The following is a 16418-nucleotide window of genomic DNA, read 5'->3' as shown; positions in this document are numbered from 1 at the left end:
GGCCGGCGGGTCCTGTCCCCGTTCCGGTATCCAGGACCGCCGGCTCTAGGGGGCTGCCCCCGCGGGCCGGCGGGTCCTGTCCCCGTTCCGGTATCCAGGACCGCCGCCAAAACCAAGAACCGGCGGCGGCTCCTGGACCCTCCGGAACGGCGCCACCCCCGGCCCGCTACCCCGTTTCTCAGGGGTCGGTGGCCGGCGGGGGAGGTGGTCCTGGCAAGACCTGCGACCATTCGACAAGCACCTCGTCATCGGTTTGCTGGATGAAACCGTCGGGGGTGTCGGGGATGCGTAGGGTGCCGCCGCCCTCGTCACCGAAGGTGAGGCGCAGGGCCCACTTGCCGTCGCCGTCCTGGATGCCGCTCACCGCGTTGCGGTAGATGCGGGTGGGACCGATGACGAAGTGGCTGGCCCCCGGGTCGCCGTCGGCGTTCTCGCGGATGTAGGCCATCGCGGCCACGGCGTCGTCCCCGGCCTCGATCCACGAGCCGAGGGAGATGCGCTGGCCGATGAGGCACACACCCACGAAGGCGGCCACGCCGGCGTAGATCAGGCCCCGGGCGATCCGATGGGACGGCAGCGAGGCGTGGCTGCGGTCCCAGGCGAAGCGCACGATGCCCACCACGACGAGGGCCGAGCCGATGGAGGACGCCGCGAACAGCCGGTCGTTCTGGCCGTGTGACCCCAGCGGCAGGGTGAAGCCCACCCAGGCGCTCACGACCATGAGGGCGATGCCGGCGAGCACGAGGCTGGGGCCGGACTCGCGCCCTCGCTCGCCCCGCAGCCAGGCGACCAGGCACACGACCACGCCGACCGCGGCCAGGGCGGCCAACGCGAGGCGCAGTGCCGCCGGTGGGGCGGCGCTGGCCAGCAAGCCGGTGCCGAAGTGGCCGGACCAGTAGACGACGGGGTCGGGCAGGCGGAGCTCGAGCGGGTAGATCGAGTGCGTGGCCGACCAGGCCGCGGCGGCGAGGCCGGCGCCGATCACGACGGCCCGCTGCCATGGCCGCACCGTTCGGGGGCTGGTGTGGCGCTGCCACGGCCCGGGCACCAGCAGGGGGGCGAGCAGGCACAGTGGGGTGAAGAGCTCGTAGCTGAGCACCGAGGCACCGAGGAGGACCGCGGCGATGGCCCAGCGCCCATAGGTGAGGGCGAGCACCCCGGCGAGGGTGAGGACGAGGGCGGTGAGGCCGTTGCCGATGGCCCCCCACAAAGCGATGGTGTTGTGGTTGGGCAGGACCACCCAGACCGCGGCGACCGCCACCGCCACGAGGGGGGACAGGTAGCGGCCGAGCAGCAGGTACAGCAGCACGGTGGCGGCCAGGTACAGGGCGGTGATCACGCCGAACAGCACCAACGGGTGGGTGTCGGCGACGGTGTAGATCGCGGTGAGCGAGGCCCACGTGCCGGGGCGGCTCTCGAGCATGGGCTCGGTCATGGCGCCGTTGAAGTGGCGGTAGCCGGCGAGGCTCCAGTCGTCGAGCACGAAGTTGACGCCCTGCACGGCGTACCAGGCGGCCCGGCCGAGCACGAGGGCGGCCAGTGCGCCGAGGGCCCAGCGTCGTTCGGCGAGGCGGGCGGCGAGCGCGGTCACGGCTCGACGACCTCGCTGCGGCCGGCGAGCTCGCGCTGCCACGCGACGGTGCGGGCGAAGCCGTCGGCGAAGGTCGTGGTGGGGCGCCAGCCCAGCTCGGCGGCGATGCGGCGGGGGTCGGCGACCCAGACGTCGGTGTCCCACGAACGAGGGGTCAGCGTCGACCACGCCGGCTCGGCCTCGATGGCGAAGGTGGCCCGGGCGACGGCGACGGCATCGCGCAACAACGTCTGCACGCCCGTGCCGACGTTGTAGATGCGGCCGCCTGCGACCGCCGGTCGGGCCGCAGCGGAGACGAGGGCGTCGACCACATCGTCCACGTGCACGAAGTCCCGCGCCGTGGCCGGGTCGGCCAGTGGCGGCAGGCGGCCCTCGAGGCCGTGCTCGACGAGGGTGGCCACCAGGCGCCGCGGGTCCTCCCACGGTCCGTACACCGAGTAGAGGCGCAGCGACGTGTAGCCGGCGTGCTGGACGGCGAGGCTGGCCCAGCTCTTGGTCAGGGCGTAGTAGCTGTTCGGGTGCGGGGCCTCGTCCTCGCCCGGGGCGTGGTCGACGGCGCCGTACTCGGACGAAGAGCCCGTGTGCACCAGGACCGGCACCTCGGCGCGCCGGCAGGCGGCCACCAGGTGGTCGGTGGCGACGACATTGGTCGCGAAGATGGCCCGCTCGTCGGTCTGCCAGGAGTAGGCGCCGTGGGCGGCCAGGTGGAAGACCTGGTCGGGCGCCATGACGTGGACGAGGTCGGCCAGCTCATCACGGGCGCCGAGGTCGACCTCGCGCCAGTGCAGGTCGTCGGCCACGTCCTCCAGGCGCCACCGGTGGTGGCCGGGGCGCACGAGGAGGTGCACCTCGTGGCCGTCGTGGCGCAGGCGGCGCACGAGGTTTGCCCCCACGAACCCGGTCCCGCCGGTGACCGCCACCCGAGCCATCAGAGCCGCGCCATCAGAGCCGTGCCATCAGAGGAGGTCCGAGTAGCCCAGCTCGTCGAGGTAGGGCCAGGCGCCGGCGCGGACGTGCTCGACCTCTGCGGGGCTGAGCTCGTGGGCGGTGGCGAGGTTGGCCTCGGGCGTGGCAGACCGGATGGTGCCCCACGGGTAGACCTCGTCGAGGGCCTCGCCGTTCCAGCTCGGGGTGGCCAGCGAGTCCCGCACCTCGAGGCCGAGGGCCCGGCACACCGGGCCGAGGGCGGCGACCGCGTCGGCCATGACGTCCTCCGCCTTCACGATGTGGACCCGCTCGGGGTCCCGGCGCTGGGCGAGGAGGGCGTGCTGCTGGCAGGTCGTCCACGCCTGGAGGTAGGCGTCGATGCCCATGGGGACGGGTCGCTTCTTGGTGTCGGCGTACGCCGACCAGGGGTTGCGCACGACGTGCAGGACGTGGGCGCCGGGCAGGTCGTCGAGGATGCGGACGGTGTCGACGGTGACGATCGGGCTGTAGCCGACGTAGACCTCCTCGGCGCCCGAGGCGTTCCAGTTCTTCCACGTGGCGAACGTGGCCCGGAAGAACGCCGCCACGTTGTCGCCCCGGGAGCGGCCCGAGGCGGCGACGAGCTCGGCGTACACGGCCTTGCGCTCCTCGTCGTCGAGGTCGAAGCGGACGTGGCGGAACTTGCTGACGTGGGGGGTGCGGGCCCGGACCTTGGCCTCCTCGTCGATGATGGCGTGGAAGTCCTGCGCCGGCGTGGCGTCCAGCAGGAATTCGGGCCAGCGGTACTTGAGGGGGAACATCGAGCTGAGGCCGTCCTGGACGTGGCGGGTGCCCAACTGCGACTCGAAGGGGTACACCGCCAGCTGCGGGTGCCCGTCGAGGCTGCGGTGGGTGACGTTCCCCCCGTTCTCGTACATGGCGCCCAGCATGAGCAGGCGGAACTCGGTCGCGTCGGCGGTCACTGCGGTCCCTTCCCCCTCGTCGGCTCGAAATCGTAGAACAGGGAGTCGCGCATGCCTGCACCTCTGTTCGGTCCAGCCGGTAGCCCGCTGGTGAACTGCGCCGGCACGGCCTCGACGGCGAAGACCTGGTCGCCGTTCTTCCAGCGGAGCGAGGCCAGAGCCGTTCCCGACCTGAGATCGATGATGTGAACACCGCACACGCAGGCGTCCGGATCCAGCCCGGGTGCGTACTGGTGGAACCGGGGGAGCACCCTGGAGGTCGCCACGATGGCGAGGTGGCCGTGGAGGGCGAGGCCACGGGTCCAACCGGGGAGACTGATGACGGGCTCGAACAGCCCCGCACGGATGTCGACGGTCCCGAGTTCGCCGTACCCGCTGTTGAGGACCCAGAGGCTGTCGTCGGTGGCGGAGAGTCGCGCTGAGTGGGGCCGGGTCAGTCCGCGCACCACCGGTTCTCGGGTGCGTCCTGAGAACACCACACCCCGTCCGTCGACGGGAAAGGCCGGATGCCCGGGTGTCTTGTCGCCCGGGCGATCCGTGGATGCGGTGAAGAACGACGCCGCCAGGGTGCGGCCGGCCGCGATGGAGTTGAGTTGGAGGAAGTTCACGCGTCGGTCGGGCGTCTCCTCCTCGATCACCTTGGGCGCCCACACGTCCGCGTAGGAGCCGTGAGAGATGCGGATCACGGCGTCGTGGCCAACGGCGTTGCCGTGCAGGCGTCCGCCGATGAGCGCCAGATCGTGGAGGTACAGACGTCCGGGAAGGACAGCGGTGCGTAGCGGGATCAGTGGACCGCCGCCGAGCTGACCGTCTGTGTGCCTCCAATCGGGCGACGCCACTGGTTCGAGCTCCAGCACCTGGTTCGGATTCCGCGTGCTGGCCACGTGGACGATCCCTCGCGATGCGTCGAACGCGACGCCCGATGGATGGGGGACGGGCAGGTAGGTGATCTCACGCCGCCCACCGCGTCCGGACAGCGCCATCAGAAGGTGCTCGTACTCTCGTGAGACGAGCAAAAGGATCCCGGCCTCGTCGAGGAGCTCCCAGAACGGGCCGTGGGTCCTGTGGAGGAGCAGGCGCGGGTCGACCGGTTGGGTAGCACCGGTGACCACTTGCAGCGGATCGCGCCAGGCGGCGTCGGCGTCGCTCACGTGCTGCCCTCCCGCATCGAACGGGTCCCTCGGCAACATTGGAGGAAATAGCAGTCACCTGTGACTGCCATTTCCTCCAGAGTTGTGCGGCCGGGCGCATGGGTCACGGCTGGGCCCGTTTGAGCTCGAAGGCGCCGCGGTAGAGGCGCCAAGCCGTCTTGAAGCCCGTGGTGGAGCGACCGCCGGCGCGGCTGGTGGAGAAGAGGGGTAGCTCGATCATCGGGTAGCCCTCGGCCCGGCACACGAGCGCGAACTCGGTGTCGATGAGGTCGTCGTCTCGGGTCAGCGACAGGAGGCGGTCGAAGGCGCGGGGGAACACCTTGGGGGTGCCGTTGATGTCCCAGGCGGAGAGATCGAACAGGGCGCGGCACTCGAGGTTGTAGAGGAGTGAGCCCGCACGGCGGACCACCCCTTCCCGGATCTTGCGGTTGGCCTTGACCACGACGTCCTCGGGGAGGGCGGCGGCGTAGGCCAGGGCGCGGCGCAGATCATCGGGGTCGGTGCGGGCCGAGTTGGTGTAGCAGAGGGTGGCTCCCTCGGCTTCGGCGAGGCCGTGCCGCACCGCCCGCCCCCAGCCGCCGCGGTCGAGCACGAGCGTGCGGACCTCGGGGTGGCGCTCGGCGAGGTCGGCGCAGATGGACGGCGAGTCGTCGTGGCAGCCGTTGGGGACGAGCAGCAGCTCGAACGGGTGGGGGAGGGTCGCCAACGCGGCCACGTGCTCGTGCACCACCGCGGCGATGTGGTCGGCCTGGTCGTGCACCGGGAGGACGACGGAGAGCTCAGCCACGGCCCGCCCCCAGGTGGGCGCGGGCGGCGGCGGCAACGGCCTCGGCGGTGAGCCCGGCCTCGGTCTCGAACCAGGCCTGGCTGCCCACCCGGCCCCCGGGATCCAGGCGCACCCCTTGGCGGACCAGGCGACACCCGAGGCCGTGGTCGGCGATGACCTCCGCCACCAGGGAGCCGAGCCCGCCGGTCGCGTGGTGGGCCTCGACGGTCACGGCGAGGGGCGCGTCCGCGAGCGCTTCGATCAGGTCGTCCACGGGCGCTGGTGCGATCGAGGCCGCGACCACGACCGAGACGCTGACGCCGTCCGCTCGTAGGAGGTCGGCGGCGGCCACCGCGGCGCCGGCCGCGGTGCCGGTGGCGATCAGCACCACGTCGGGCGGGCCCCCCGGTGCGGGCAGCACCTCGGCACGGCCGACCCGGAACCGCCCGTCGAGGCCGGGGACCGGCGGCGGGTCGGCCTTGGCCACCCGGAGGTACACCGGGCCGGGCAAGCCGGCGGTGGCCTCGACCGCGGTCACGAGCTGGGCGGTGTCCGCGGGGGCCACCACGGTGAGGCCGGGGAGCAGGCGCAGGACGCCGAGGTCCTCGAGGCCGTGGTGGGTGGGGCCCTGGACGCCGTAGTCGAAGCCGCCGCCCACACCGATGAGGCGGACCGGCAGCTGGTGCAGCACCGGGCCGTTGCGGATGAACTCGTAGGGGCGCAGGGCGGTGAAGCTGGCGAGTGAGTACGTGTAGGGGACGAGGCCGGCGTCGGCCATCCCGGTGGCCAGCCCGACGAGGTTCTGCTCGGCGACGCCCACGTTGACGAAGCGGTCGGGGAAGCGCTCGGCGAACGGCTCGACCACGGTGAAGCCGAGGTCGCCGGTGAGCAGGGCCACGCGTCGATCGCGCTCGGCCAGGCCGACGAGGGTCTCGATGAGGGCGCGTCGCACGGGCTCTGACCGCCGGCTCAGCCGGCGGTCACCTCCGCGAGGGCCGTGGCGTACTGCTCGTCGTCCATGGGCCAGTAGTGCCAGCCCAACTGGCCTTCCATGAACGCGACCCCCTTGCCGAAGGTCGTGCGGGCGACCACGACGTGGGGCGGGCCCTCCGTGCGGTCGAGGCCCGACAGCGTGGCGGCGAGCGCGTCGACGTCGTGCCCGTCGACCTCGTGCACGTCCCAGCCGAAGGCCCGCCAGCGGTCGGCGAGGTGGCCGAGCGACAGCACCGCCTCGGTGGCGCCGAGGGCCTGCTGCCCGTTGAGATCGACCACGGCCACCAGGTTGGCGAGGCGGTGGTGGGCCGCGAACATCACCGCCTCCCACAGTGCGCCCTCGTTGCACTCGGCGTCGCTGACGAGGGCGTAAGCGCTGCGTGCCGACCCTTGGAGCCGGGCGGCGAGGGCGGCGCCGGCGGCGTACGACAGGCCCTGGCCCAGCGAGCCGGTGGAGAAGTCGATGCCGCGCAGGCCGACGTCGGGATGCACGCCGAGCAGGGTGTCGTCGCCGCAGAAGGTGTCGAGCTCGTCTTGGCTGAGCCAGCCTCGGGCCTGCACGGCCGCGTAGACCGCGAGCACGGCGTGGCCCTTCGAGATCACGACGCGGTCACGGTCGGGATCGTCGGGATCGAGGCCGGCCAGCACGTCCCCGTAGAGCGCGGCGACGATGTCGGCCACGCACAGCGCCGAGCCGATGTGTCCCACGCCGGCGCGCTTCGACTGCTCGAGCACCACCCGCCGGATCGTGCGGGCGAGCTCGGCGGGAGCGACGGACGTGGGGGTGCTCACCGGTTCGCCTCCGCGAGAACGTCGGGCCACGCCACCAGGATCTCGCCGTCCTCGGCGACGAACTGCTCGGGCGCCTCCGCGGTGCGGATGTTCCCGCCCTTGACCCCGAACCACGTCCACTGGGTCCACTTGCCGTGGCCCCCGGACACACCCAGGATGCCGTTGCGGTAGGGCGGGGTGGGGCCGACCACGAAGCGCTGCTGGGCGGCGTCGGGGTAGTTGCGCTCGAGGTGGTGCATCAGAGCGACGGCGTCGGCGCCGGCGTCGCTCCACGAGCGCAGGGCCACGAACTGGCCGACGAGGCACACGGTCACGAGCGCGACCGCGCCCGTGGTGGCCACGCCGGGACGCAGGCTCCGGACGTAGCGGTAGGCGCCGACGAGGGCGACGGCCGACCCGATCGTGGACACTGCGTAGAGCCGGTCGACCACGCCGTGCGAGCCGATGGGCAGGACGACGGCGATCCAGGCGCCCGTGGCGAGCAGGGCGAGGCCGGCGACCACGAGGCCAGGCCCTGACTCGAGCCGTCGCTCACCCCGGAGCCAGGCCACGCACGCCGAGGCGAGGACACCGAGGAGCAGGGCCAGGGTGCCGAAGCGCAGCACGCCCGGTGCGCTCGCCGACGCGAACAGGCCGCTGCCGAAGTGCGCCGAGGCGTAGACGACCGGGTTGGGGACCAGCAGCGTGAAGGCCTCGTCGTAGACGGAATGGGTGGCCGACCACAGCGCCGTGGCCGCCACCACGGCGAACGTCACCACCCGCGGCACCCGTCCCACCGTCCGCTCGGCGGTGACCCGCTGGTAGGAGGAGGGGAGCACGATCGCCCCCAGCAACAGCAGCGGCGTGGAGAGCTCGTAGCAGAGGACCGACGCCGCCATCGCGGCTGCGGCGAGCACCCACCGGCCGTGGGTGAGAAGGAGCAGGCCCACGATCGCGAGGATCATGCCCACCAGCGAGTTGGTGGTGGAGCCCCAGGTGGCGATGGTGGTGTGGGTCGGGAGCAGCACCCACACCGCGGCCACCGCGAGCGCGGTGGCGGGGGCCAGGAAGCGGCGCAGCAGGGCGTGCAGGGCGAGCACCACGCCGAGGTAGAGCGCGGTCACCACCGCGAACACCGCCACCGGGTGCACCCCGCCGATGCCGAAGACCGCGGTGAACACGAGGTACGAGCCGGGGCGGCTCTCGAGGATGAAGCGGCCCTGGTGGCCGTCGAGGTGCATCGCGCCGGCGAGGCTCCAGTCGTCGCTCACGAAGCCGGGACCGAGGGCGAGGTAGACCGCGGCTCTCGCGGCGACGAGGCCGGCGAGGACGAGCACCGCGACGCGCAGGGGCGGGCGCTCTCGTGCCGGGTCGGTGACCGTGGCCGCGGCCGGGTCTGTCCGGGCGCGCGCGGGAGTGGGTGCCCCGGCGGCGAGGGGGTCAGGAGGGGTGCGGTGGGAGCGGGCCATGGCTCGGCGCGTCGTCGACCGACGGCACGTTCAAGGACGCGCCCAGGCAGGCACCGGCACTCGCCGCCAGGGCGAGGAAGATGCCGAACCTGCGGCGCAGCTCGACGGTCACGTCGAGGACCGTCTCGTCGTCGCCGAGGACCACCTTGACGAGGACGAGGAGCGCGGCGACCCCGGCGTCGGTGAGTGCGAGTTGGGACATCGGCACGGGCAGCTCGGGGAGGGAGGTGCCCGTCAGGCGGCGGGTCAGGGCCATCCCGGTCGAGGCCACGACCAGCACGAGTGGGACGATGCCGAAGAAGGCGTAGTCCCAGCCGCGGGTCGATCGCGGGCCCTGGCCGAACCAGGGGAGGAACATGGACAGCACGAACGCGAGGGTCGAGAGCGCGAGCACCTTGTCGCCCGTGGTGAGGCGGTCGAGTGCCACGGTGGGGCCGGTTGGGGTCAGAAGGGCTGCGGCGGCGTGCTGCCGCTGCTGCCGCCGAGGGGCTTGCCGCCGGCCTGCATGGCGAGGAAGCCGGCGGCGACCATGCCCAGGGAGGCCAGGAACGCCAGGAAGATCCCGAACGAGCGGCTGACGTCGATGCTCAGGCCGAAGGCCTCGGCGGCTCCGGCGCCCTCGACGTCGGCGCCGATCAGCAGCTTGACCAGCACGAGGAAGGCGGCGAAGCCGGCGATGGCGAGCGGGAGGAAGGGCGGCAGGTCGGGCAGGGTGACGTCGGGAGCGAACTTGGGCAGCAGCAACAGGGCGAGCAGGGCGAAGCCGCAGAGGAGGGGCAGGCCCGACCACAGGAACCCGGCGTCCCAGCCGTTCGCGCTGGGGAAGTCCTGGCCGCTGAGGATGCCGCTGGAGTCGCCCCCCACGCTCACCGTGAACCAGGGGAGGAACGTCGCGATGAAGAACACGGCGACGGAGGCGATGGCGATGATCTCCGGAGGGCCAACCTGCTTGTCGTCCATCGGGGGTTCCTTCCTCATGGGCGTCGGCGTGGGCCGCTCGCGGGTGCCCGTCAACCTAGTCGCAGGCGCTCCTCCCGCCGCGGGAGCGTCGCGGCCCCGCTGGTAGGTTCGGTCCGTGCGCATCGGGGTGCTGGCATCGGGCAGTGGGACGATCCTCGAAGCCATCCTCGGCGCCGACCTGCCCGTGGTGGTGGTGCTCGTCGACCGGCCGTGCCGGGCCACCGAGGTGGCCGAAGCCGCCGGGGTGCCCGGCGTGCTGGTCGAGCGCGAGGGCTTCGGGCCCGACTTCGACCGTGAGGCCTACACGCAGAGAGTGGTGGACGCCCTGGAAGGCCACGAGGTGGACCTGGTGGTCATGGCGGGCTTCGGCACCATCCTGGCCGAGCCCATCCACCGGGCCTTCCCCGGTCGCATCCTGAACACCCATCCGGCGCTGCTCCCCTCGTTCAGGGGGTGGCGCGCGGTCGAGGCGGCGCTCGCCCACGGGGTGAAGGTCACCGGGTGCACGGTGCACCTCGCGACCTCCGAGGTGGACGAGGGCCCGATCCTGGCGCAGGAGGCCGTGCCCGTCCTGCCCGACGACACCGTCGACACCCTGCACGAGCGCATCAAGGACGTCGAGCGCCGGCTCTACCCGGCCACCATCCGGGCGGTCGTGGACGACGCCGCCCTCCTGACCCCCACGAGGACCGCCCCATGAGCGACACCGACCCCGACGCCCCCACCCGGCGGGCCTTGCTCTCCGTCTACGACAAGACCGGCCTCGTCGACTTCGCCCAGGGCCTCTCCGAGCTGGGCTGGGAGCTCGTGTCGAGCGGCGGCACCGCCTCGGCGCTGGCCGACGCCGGCCTCGAGGTGCTGGCCGTCGAGCAGGTGACGGGATCGCCCGAGATGCTCGGGGGCCGGGTGAAGACCCTGCACCCCAAGATCCACGGCGGCATCCTCGCCGACCGCTCGAAGCCAGAGCACCTGCAGGACCTCGAGCGTCAGGGCATCGGGCCCATCGACCTCGTGGTCAGCAACCTCTACCCGTTCGTGGCTGAGCCTTCGGTGGAGATGATCGACATCGGCGGCCCCACGATGGTGCGGGCTGCGGCCAAGAACCACGACCACGTGGCCATCGTGGTCGAGCCCGACGCCTACCCGGCGGTCCTCGACGAGCTGCGGGCCACCGGCGAGGTCTCCCTGGCCACCCGCCGCTCCCTGGCTCGGGCCGCGTTCGCCCACACCGCCGCCTACGACGCCGCCATCGTCAACTGGCTCGACGAGCGCGAGCTCGAGGACCTCGACGGGAAGGGTGACGGCGACCCGCTGCCGCCCACCCTGCACCTCGCCCTCGACCGGGCCCAGGACCTGCGTTACGGCGAGAACCCCCACCAGGTGGGGGCCCGGTACCGGCACACCCACGGCACCGGCTGGTGGGACGGGGCCACCCAGCACGGCGGCAAGGAGCTGTCCTACCTCAACCTCTACGACACCGAGGCGGCGTGGCGCCTGGTCCACACCTTGGGGGACGGGCCTGCGGTGGCGGTGATCAAGCACGCCAACCCCTGCGGCGTGGCCGTGCACGACGACATCACGGTGGCCTACCAGCGGGCCCACGAGTGCGACCCGACGTCGGCGTTCGGCGGCATCGTCGCGGTGAACCGGCCCGTGCCCGCCAGCCTGGCGGAGGCCCTCGCCCCCGTGTTCACCGAGGTCGTCGTGGCCCCGTCGTTCGACGACGAGGCCCTCGCCATCCTGTCGGCGAAGAAGAACCTGCGCATCCTGTCGGCGCCGGCCCCCAGCCCGGCGCCCCTGGAGATGCGCTCGATCGACGGCGGCCTCCTCGTGCAGACCGCGGACAAGGTCACCGTCGACCGCAGCACCTGGCGGGTGGTCACCAAGGTGGCCCCCACCGAGGCCCAGTGGCTGGACCTCGAGCTGGCCTGGCGGGTCGTGGCCCGCACGTCGTCCAATGCCATCGTGCTGGTGAAGGACGGCCAGGCCGTGGGCATCGGCTGCGGCCAGCAGAACCGCCGGGACGCCGGCCGACTCGCCGGCGAGAAGGCCGACGGTCGGGCCCGGGGCGGCGCCTACGCCAGCGACGCCTTCTTCCCGTTCCCCGACGGCCTCGACGGCGCCATCGACGCCGGCGCCGCCGCGGTCATCCAGCCCGGCGGGTCCATCCGCGACGACGAGGTCATCGCCGCGGCCGACGAGCACGGCCTCGCCATGGTCTTCACCGGCGAACGCCACTTCCGCCACTGATGACGGCCATCACGCTCGACGGCGAGGCCCTCGCCGCTCAGATCAAGGGCGAGCTGCGGGTGCGGGTCGAGGCCCTCGCCGAGGCCGGCGTCACCCCCGGGCTCGGCACGATCCTCGTCGGCGACGACGGCCCCAGCAGCAACTACGTCTCCATGAAGCACCGGGACTGCGCCGAGATCGGCATCGGCTCGGTGCACGAGCACCTGCCGGCGTCGGCCACCCAGGACGACGTCCTCGAGGTCATCCGCCAGTTCAACGCCGATCCCCTCATCGACGCCTACCTCGCCCAGTACCCCTTCCCGGCCGGCCTCGACTACGAGTCGGCACTCCTCACCGTCGACCCGGCGAAGGACGTCGACGGCCTGCACCCGGTGAACCTGGGCCTGCTGGTCATGGGCGTCGATGCGCCGCTGCCTTGCACCCCCCACGGCATCCAGGTGCTGCTCGAGCACCACGACGTGCCCATCGCCGGCGCCCACGTGGTGATCGTCGGACGCGGCCTCACCATCGGCCGCCCCCTCGCCAACCTGCTTTCGCTGAAGCGGCCCAACGCCAACGCCGCCGTGACCGTGGTCCACACCGGCGTCGCCGACATCGGGTCGTACACCCGACAGGCCGACATCCTCATCGCCGCGGCGGGATCACCCGGGATGATCACGGCCGACATGGTCAAGCCCGGCGCCGCGGTCGTTGCCGCCGGGGTTTCCTTCGAGGGCAAGAAGCTCCTGTCCGACGTGGCCGACGAGGTGGCCGAGGTGGCCGGCTGGCTCTCGCCCCGCATCGGTGGCGTCGGGCCCATGACCCGCGCCATGCTGTTGCGCAACACCGTGGAAGCGGCGGAACGGCGGGCCGCGGCCGAGAGCTGAGGCGGCGCCGACGACTCGAAGGCGGACCCATGATCAGCACCCGACCCACCCGGCGCCGCCTGGCGCTCCTCGTCGCCGCGGCACTCGCGTTGGTCGCCGTGGCGGCCGGCACGGGTCCGTCGGCGTCGGCCCAGGTGCCCGAGGGCGCCGGCGACCCCGAGATCGTGGGGGGCGTGCCCGTCGAGGACGCCGCCGACTTCCCCTATCAGGTCGCGCTCGTCAGTCGCGGGGTCGCGAACCCCTTCCAGGCCCAGTTCTGCGGCGGCTCCCTGATCTCTCCGGACACCGTCTTGACCGCCGCCCACTGCGTCGACGGCGAGGTGGCCGGCGACCTGGCGGTGCGCACGGGCATCGTCGACCTGGTCGACGACATCGGCCACCGGGCCAACGTGCGCCAGATCCGCATGCACCCCGGCTACGACGCTGACACCAGTGACAACGACATCGCAGTCCTCCAGCTGGCCACGACGCTGCCCGAGACCCCGGTCGCTCTGGCGCAGCCCAGCCAGTCCGGGCTGTGGCCGGCGGACACCCTGGCCACCATCACCGGCTGGGGCGACCTGACCGGCGACCAGAACTTCCCGACGGACCTGCACGTGGCCCAGGTGCCGGTCGTGTCCGATTCCGCCTGCAACGCCGCGTACAGCGGCTCGATCATCGTCGCCCACATGATGTGCGCCGGCGACCTCGAGGTCGGCGGGGTCGACACCTGCCAGGGCGACAGCGGCGGGCCCATCGTCGTCGACAACGGCGGCTCGCCGCTCCAGATCGGGGTCACCAGCTTCGGCGAGGGCTGCGCGCTGGCCGACTTCCCCGGTGTCTACGCCCAGGTCGACGCCTACTACGGGCCGTTCCTCGAGCGGTTCCTCGACCCCGACAGCCCCCCGGACGCGCCCCGGGGTCTCGCCGCAGGCTCGGCCTTCGGCCTGGTGCGGGCCACGTGGCGACCGCCGTTCTTCGACGGCGGCACCCCGATCACCGGCTACAAGGTCCGCATCCTGCCGGGTGGGCGGGTGTTCAACCTCCCGGCGACGGCCCGGTCGCTCGATGTCCGCCTCGCCCCCGGGGTCACCCACACCTTCAAGGTGAAGGCCCGCAACGCGGTCGGCCTCGGTGTGGCGGCGTCGAGGTCCATCCCCCTGCCCATCCCGTAGCTCCGGGCAGGTCGACACGGGGGTCGTTGGCCCCCGAGGGCCGGCTCCCGTAGCCTCGCGTCCCCATGACCAAGATCGCCGACCTGCTCGCGGCGGGGCGCACCTACTCGTTCGAGTTCTTCCCCCCGAAGTCCGACGAGGCCACCGCGCTGCTCGAGAAGACCATCGGCGAGCTCGAGCCCCTCGGGCCCTCGTTCGTTTCGGTCACCTACGGCGCCGGCGGCAGCACCCGCGAGCGCACCCGCGACGTGGTGCTGCACATCGAGCGGGACACCTCCCTGCCGGCGATGGCGCACCTCACCTGCATCGGCCACACCCGCGACGAGCTCGTGGACATCCTCACCGGCTACCGCGAGGCGGGCATCGAGAACATCCTGGCCCTGGCGGGCGATCCGCCGGCGGGTGAGGAGATCGCCGCCACCGATGAGCTGACCTACGCCCTCGACCTCGTCGAGCTGGTGCGCGAGGTGGGCGACTTCTCCGTCGGCGTGGCCGCCCACCCCGAGCTGCACCCCCGCTCGCCCGACCGCGACAGCGACCGCGTCCACCTCGCCGCCAAGCTGGCCGTGGCCGACTTCGGCATCACCCAGTTCTTCTTCCGGGCTTCGGACTACCTCTCGATGATCGACGAGCTCGCCGCCCTCGGCTGCACCAAGCCGGTACTGCCCGGGATCATGCCGGTGACCAACGCCGGCCAGGTGAAGCGCTTCGCCGAGATGGCCGGCGCCGAGTTCCCGGCCGACCTCGCGGAGCGCCTCGTGGCCGCCAGCGACGACCCCGCCGAGCTGCGCCGCATCGGCGTCGAGGTGGCCACCGAGCTCTGCCAGGACCTGCTCGACGCCGGCGTCCCGGGCCTGCACTTCTACACCCTCAACCGCTCCACCGCGACCCGCGAGATCTACGCCAACCTGGGCCTCGCCGCCGACGCCTGACCGCGGGCTCGTCCGCTCGTTGCGGCCCGACGTGGTCGCAGACCGGTCGGGCGAGCGTTCGGCGGAACGCCGGCGGCGTCGGGCCGGTAGCGTTCCCTGCATGAGGGATCACGACAAGTTCTACATCGACGGGGCCTGGGTCGAGCCGGATGGCAAGGGCACGATCGAGGTCATCAACGCCTCCACCGAAGAGGTCATGGGCCACATCCCCGAGGGGACAACGGCCGACGTCGACAAGGCCGTCGCCGCCGCGGCCGCGGCCTTCCAGACGTGGGGCTACACCCCCAAGGAGGAGCGCGGGAAGTACCTCCAACGCCTCGCCGAGGGCCTGGCCGCACGCAGCGCCGAGATCGGCGAGGTCATCAGCCAGGAAGTGGGCATGCCCCTCATGTGGGCGAACATGATCCAGGCCGGCCTGCCCGTGGGCAACGCCGCCAACTACGTCGAGATCCTCGAGAACTACGAGTTCGAGGAGGAGATCGGCAACTCCCTCGTGGTGAAGGAGCCCGTCGGCGTCGTCGGCGCCATCACCCCGTGGAACTACCCGCTCCACCAGATCGTCTGCAAGGTCGCCCCGGCGCTCGCCGCCGGCTGCACCGTCGTGCTCAAGCCCAGCGAGGTCGCACCCCTCAACGCCTTCATCCTCGCCGAGGTCATCGACGAGGTCGGCTTCCCCGCCGGCGTGTTCAACCTCGTGACCGGTGTCGGCCCGGTCGTCGGCGAGCGCCTCGCCGAGCACCCCGACGTGAACATGGTGTCGTTCACCGGCTCCACCGCGGCGGGCAAGCGCGTCGCCGAGGTGGCGGCCAAGACCGTGAAGCGGGTCGCCCTCGAGCTCGGCGGCAAGTCCGCCAACATCCTGCTCGACGACGCCGATTTCGAGAAGGTCGTGGGCAAGGGCGTGTTCGGCTGCTACCTCAACTCCGGTCAGACCTGCACCGCCCACACCCGGATGCTGGTCCCCCGCGACAAGCAGGACGAGGTCGCCGCCCTGGCCAAGGCCGCCGCCGAGGCCATCCCGGTCGGCCCCGCCGACAGCGAGGCCACCCTCGGCCCGGTCATCTCCGCCACCCAGCGCGACCGGGTGCGCAGCTACATCCAGAAGGGCATCGACGAGGGCGCCACCCTCGTCACCGGCGGTGTCGAGCCCCCCGAGGGCCTCGACACCGGCTACTTCATCCAGCCCACCGTCTTCGCCAACGTCGACCCCGACTCGACCATCGCGCAGGAGGAGATCTTCGGACCCGTCCTGTCGATCATCCCCTACGAGGACGAGGAGGACGCCATCCGCATCGCCAACGGCACCCTCTACGGCCTCGCCGGCGGCGTGCAGTCCGGGTCGCAGGAGCGGGCCGAGGCGGTGGCGCGACGCATGCGGGCCGGCCAGATCGACGTCAACGGCGGCTCGTACAACATCTTGGCTCCGTTCGGCGGCTACGGACAGAGCGGGTACGGGCGCGAGAACGGGGTCTACGGGCTCGAGGAGTTCCTCGAGGTGAAGTCGATCCAGCGCTAGCGCGCGTCTCGCGCATGGCCGGCCGCCTGCGGTCGGCGGGTCCTGTCCCCGATCCGGTATCCGAGAATCGCCACGGAAAGGCATGTGGCGATCTCTCGGACCCTCCGGAT

General features: G+C 72.3%; 16 protein-coding genes. 6 read left to right on the top strand and 10 right to left on the bottom strand.

Annotation, left to right across the window (positions count from 1 at the left end; genetic code table 11):
• Window positions 1-178 precede the first annotated feature (178 nt).
• The 10 genes from JNK12_11365 to JNK12_11320 all read right to left on the bottom strand — a co-directional run bounded on the left by JNK12_11365 (window position 179) and on the right by JNK12_11320 (window position 9590).
• Entirely contained in the window at window positions 179-1591 is a 1413-nt protein-coding gene (locus tag JNK12_11365; protein MBL8776528.1) for a hypothetical protein, read from the bottom strand.
• On the bottom strand, window positions 1588-2520 hold the full coding sequence (locus JNK12_11360) for an NAD-dependent epimerase/dehydratase family protein (protein ID MBL8776527.1): 933 nt from the start codon (window positions 2518-2520) through the stop codon (window positions 1588-1590). The genes JNK12_11365 and JNK12_11360 overlap by 4 nt, the downstream gene beginning before the upstream one ends.
• A 27-nt stretch (window positions 2521-2547) precedes the next feature.
• The gene (locus tag JNK12_11355; GenBank protein MBL8776526.1) at window positions 2548-3480 is read right to left on the bottom strand and encodes a sulfotransferase; all 933 of its coding nucleotides are present in this window, start codon (window positions 3478-3480) and stop codon (window positions 2548-2550) included.
• Complete coding sequence (locus JNK12_11350) at window positions 3477-4631, bottom strand: DUF4915 domain-containing protein (protein MBL8776525.1); 1155 nt, start codon at window positions 4629-4631, stop codon at window positions 3477-3479. The genes JNK12_11355 and JNK12_11350 overlap by 4 nt, the downstream gene beginning before the upstream one ends.
• A 103-nt stretch (window positions 4632-4734) precedes the next feature.
• Window positions 4735-5418: a glycosyltransferase gene (locus JNK12_11345; GenBank protein MBL8776524.1), complete on the bottom strand. Its 684-nt coding sequence runs from the start codon at window positions 5416-5418 to the stop codon at window positions 4735-4737.
• Window positions 5411-6349, bottom strand: a complete 939-nt coding sequence (locus tag JNK12_11340; protein ID MBL8776523.1) for a hypothetical protein — start codon at window positions 6347-6349, stop codon at window positions 5411-5413. Before JNK12_11340 ends, JNK12_11345 begins: the two co-directional genes overlap by 8 nt.
• 17 nt (window positions 6350-6366) lie before the next feature.
• Window positions 6367-7182 carry a transketolase gene (locus JNK12_11335; protein MBL8776522.1) on the bottom strand — a complete coding sequence of 272 codons (816 nt, stop codon included), beginning with the start codon at window positions 7180-7182 and terminating at the stop codon, window positions 6367-6369.
• Window positions 7179-8630: a hypothetical protein gene (locus JNK12_11330; GenBank protein ID MBL8776521.1), complete on the bottom strand. Its 1452-nt coding sequence runs from the start codon at window positions 8628-8630 to the stop codon at window positions 7179-7181. The genes JNK12_11335 and JNK12_11330 overlap by 4 nt, the downstream gene beginning before the upstream one ends.
• On the bottom strand, window positions 8602-9057 hold the full coding sequence (locus JNK12_11325; protein ID MBL8776520.1) for a hypothetical protein: 456 nt from the start codon (window positions 9055-9057) through the stop codon (window positions 8602-8604). Before JNK12_11325 ends, JNK12_11330 begins: the two co-directional genes overlap by 29 nt.
• A gap of 17 nt (window positions 9058-9074) precedes the next feature.
• Window positions 9075-9590, bottom strand: a complete 516-nt coding sequence (locus JNK12_11320; protein ID MBL8776519.1) for a hypothetical protein — start codon at window positions 9588-9590, stop codon at window positions 9075-9077.
• 115 nt (window positions 9591-9705) lie between these two features.
• Here JNK12_11320 and JNK12_11315 point away from each other — a divergent pair, with 115 nt between their 5' ends.
• The 6 genes from JNK12_11315 to JNK12_11290 all read left to right on the top strand — a co-directional run bounded on the left by JNK12_11315 (window position 9706) and on the right by JNK12_11290 (window position 16308).
• Window positions 9706-10290, top strand: a complete 585-nt coding sequence (locus JNK12_11315) for a phosphoribosylglycinamide formyltransferase (GenBank protein MBL8776518.1) — start codon at window positions 9706-9708, stop codon at window positions 10288-10290.
• Window positions 10287-11840 (top strand): bifunctional phosphoribosylaminoimidazolecarboxamide formyltransferase/IMP cyclohydrolase, encoded by a 1554-nt coding sequence (purH, locus tag JNK12_11310; GenBank protein ID MBL8776517.1) that lies wholly within the window; start codon window positions 10287-10289, stop codon window positions 11838-11840. The genes JNK12_11315 and purH overlap by 4 nt, the downstream gene beginning before the upstream one ends.
• Window positions 11840-12706: a bifunctional 5,10-methylenetetrahydrofolate dehydrogenase/5,10-methenyltetrahydrofolate cyclohydrolase gene (locus JNK12_11305; GenBank protein ID MBL8776516.1), complete on the top strand. Its 867-nt coding sequence runs from the start codon at window positions 11840-11842 to the stop codon at window positions 12704-12706. The genes purH and JNK12_11305 overlap by 1 nt, the downstream gene beginning before the upstream one ends.
• Window positions 12707-12735: 29 nt before the next feature.
• On the top strand, window positions 12736-13860 hold the full coding sequence (locus JNK12_11300) for a trypsin-like serine protease (protein MBL8776515.1): 1125 nt from the start codon (window positions 12736-12738) through the stop codon (window positions 13858-13860).
• 65 nt (window positions 13861-13925) lie between these two features.
• Window positions 13926-14792, top strand: coding sequence for a methylenetetrahydrofolate reductase [NAD(P)H] (metF, locus tag JNK12_11295; GenBank protein MBL8776514.1), 867 nt, complete (start codon window positions 13926-13928; stop codon window positions 14790-14792).
• A gap of 100 nt (window positions 14793-14892) precedes the next feature.
• Window positions 14893-16308: an aldehyde dehydrogenase family protein gene (locus tag JNK12_11290; protein MBL8776513.1), complete on the top strand. Its 1416-nt coding sequence runs from the start codon at window positions 14893-14895 to the stop codon at window positions 16306-16308.
• Window positions 16309-16418 lie beyond the last annotated feature (110 nt).

The organism is Acidimicrobiales bacterium (genome assembly GCA_016794585.1).
Taxonomy (GTDB): domain Bacteria; phylum Actinomycetota; class Acidimicrobiia; order Acidimicrobiales; family DATDAH01; genus JAEUJM01.
This window is presented reverse-complemented; position numbering and strand designations above follow the sequence as displayed.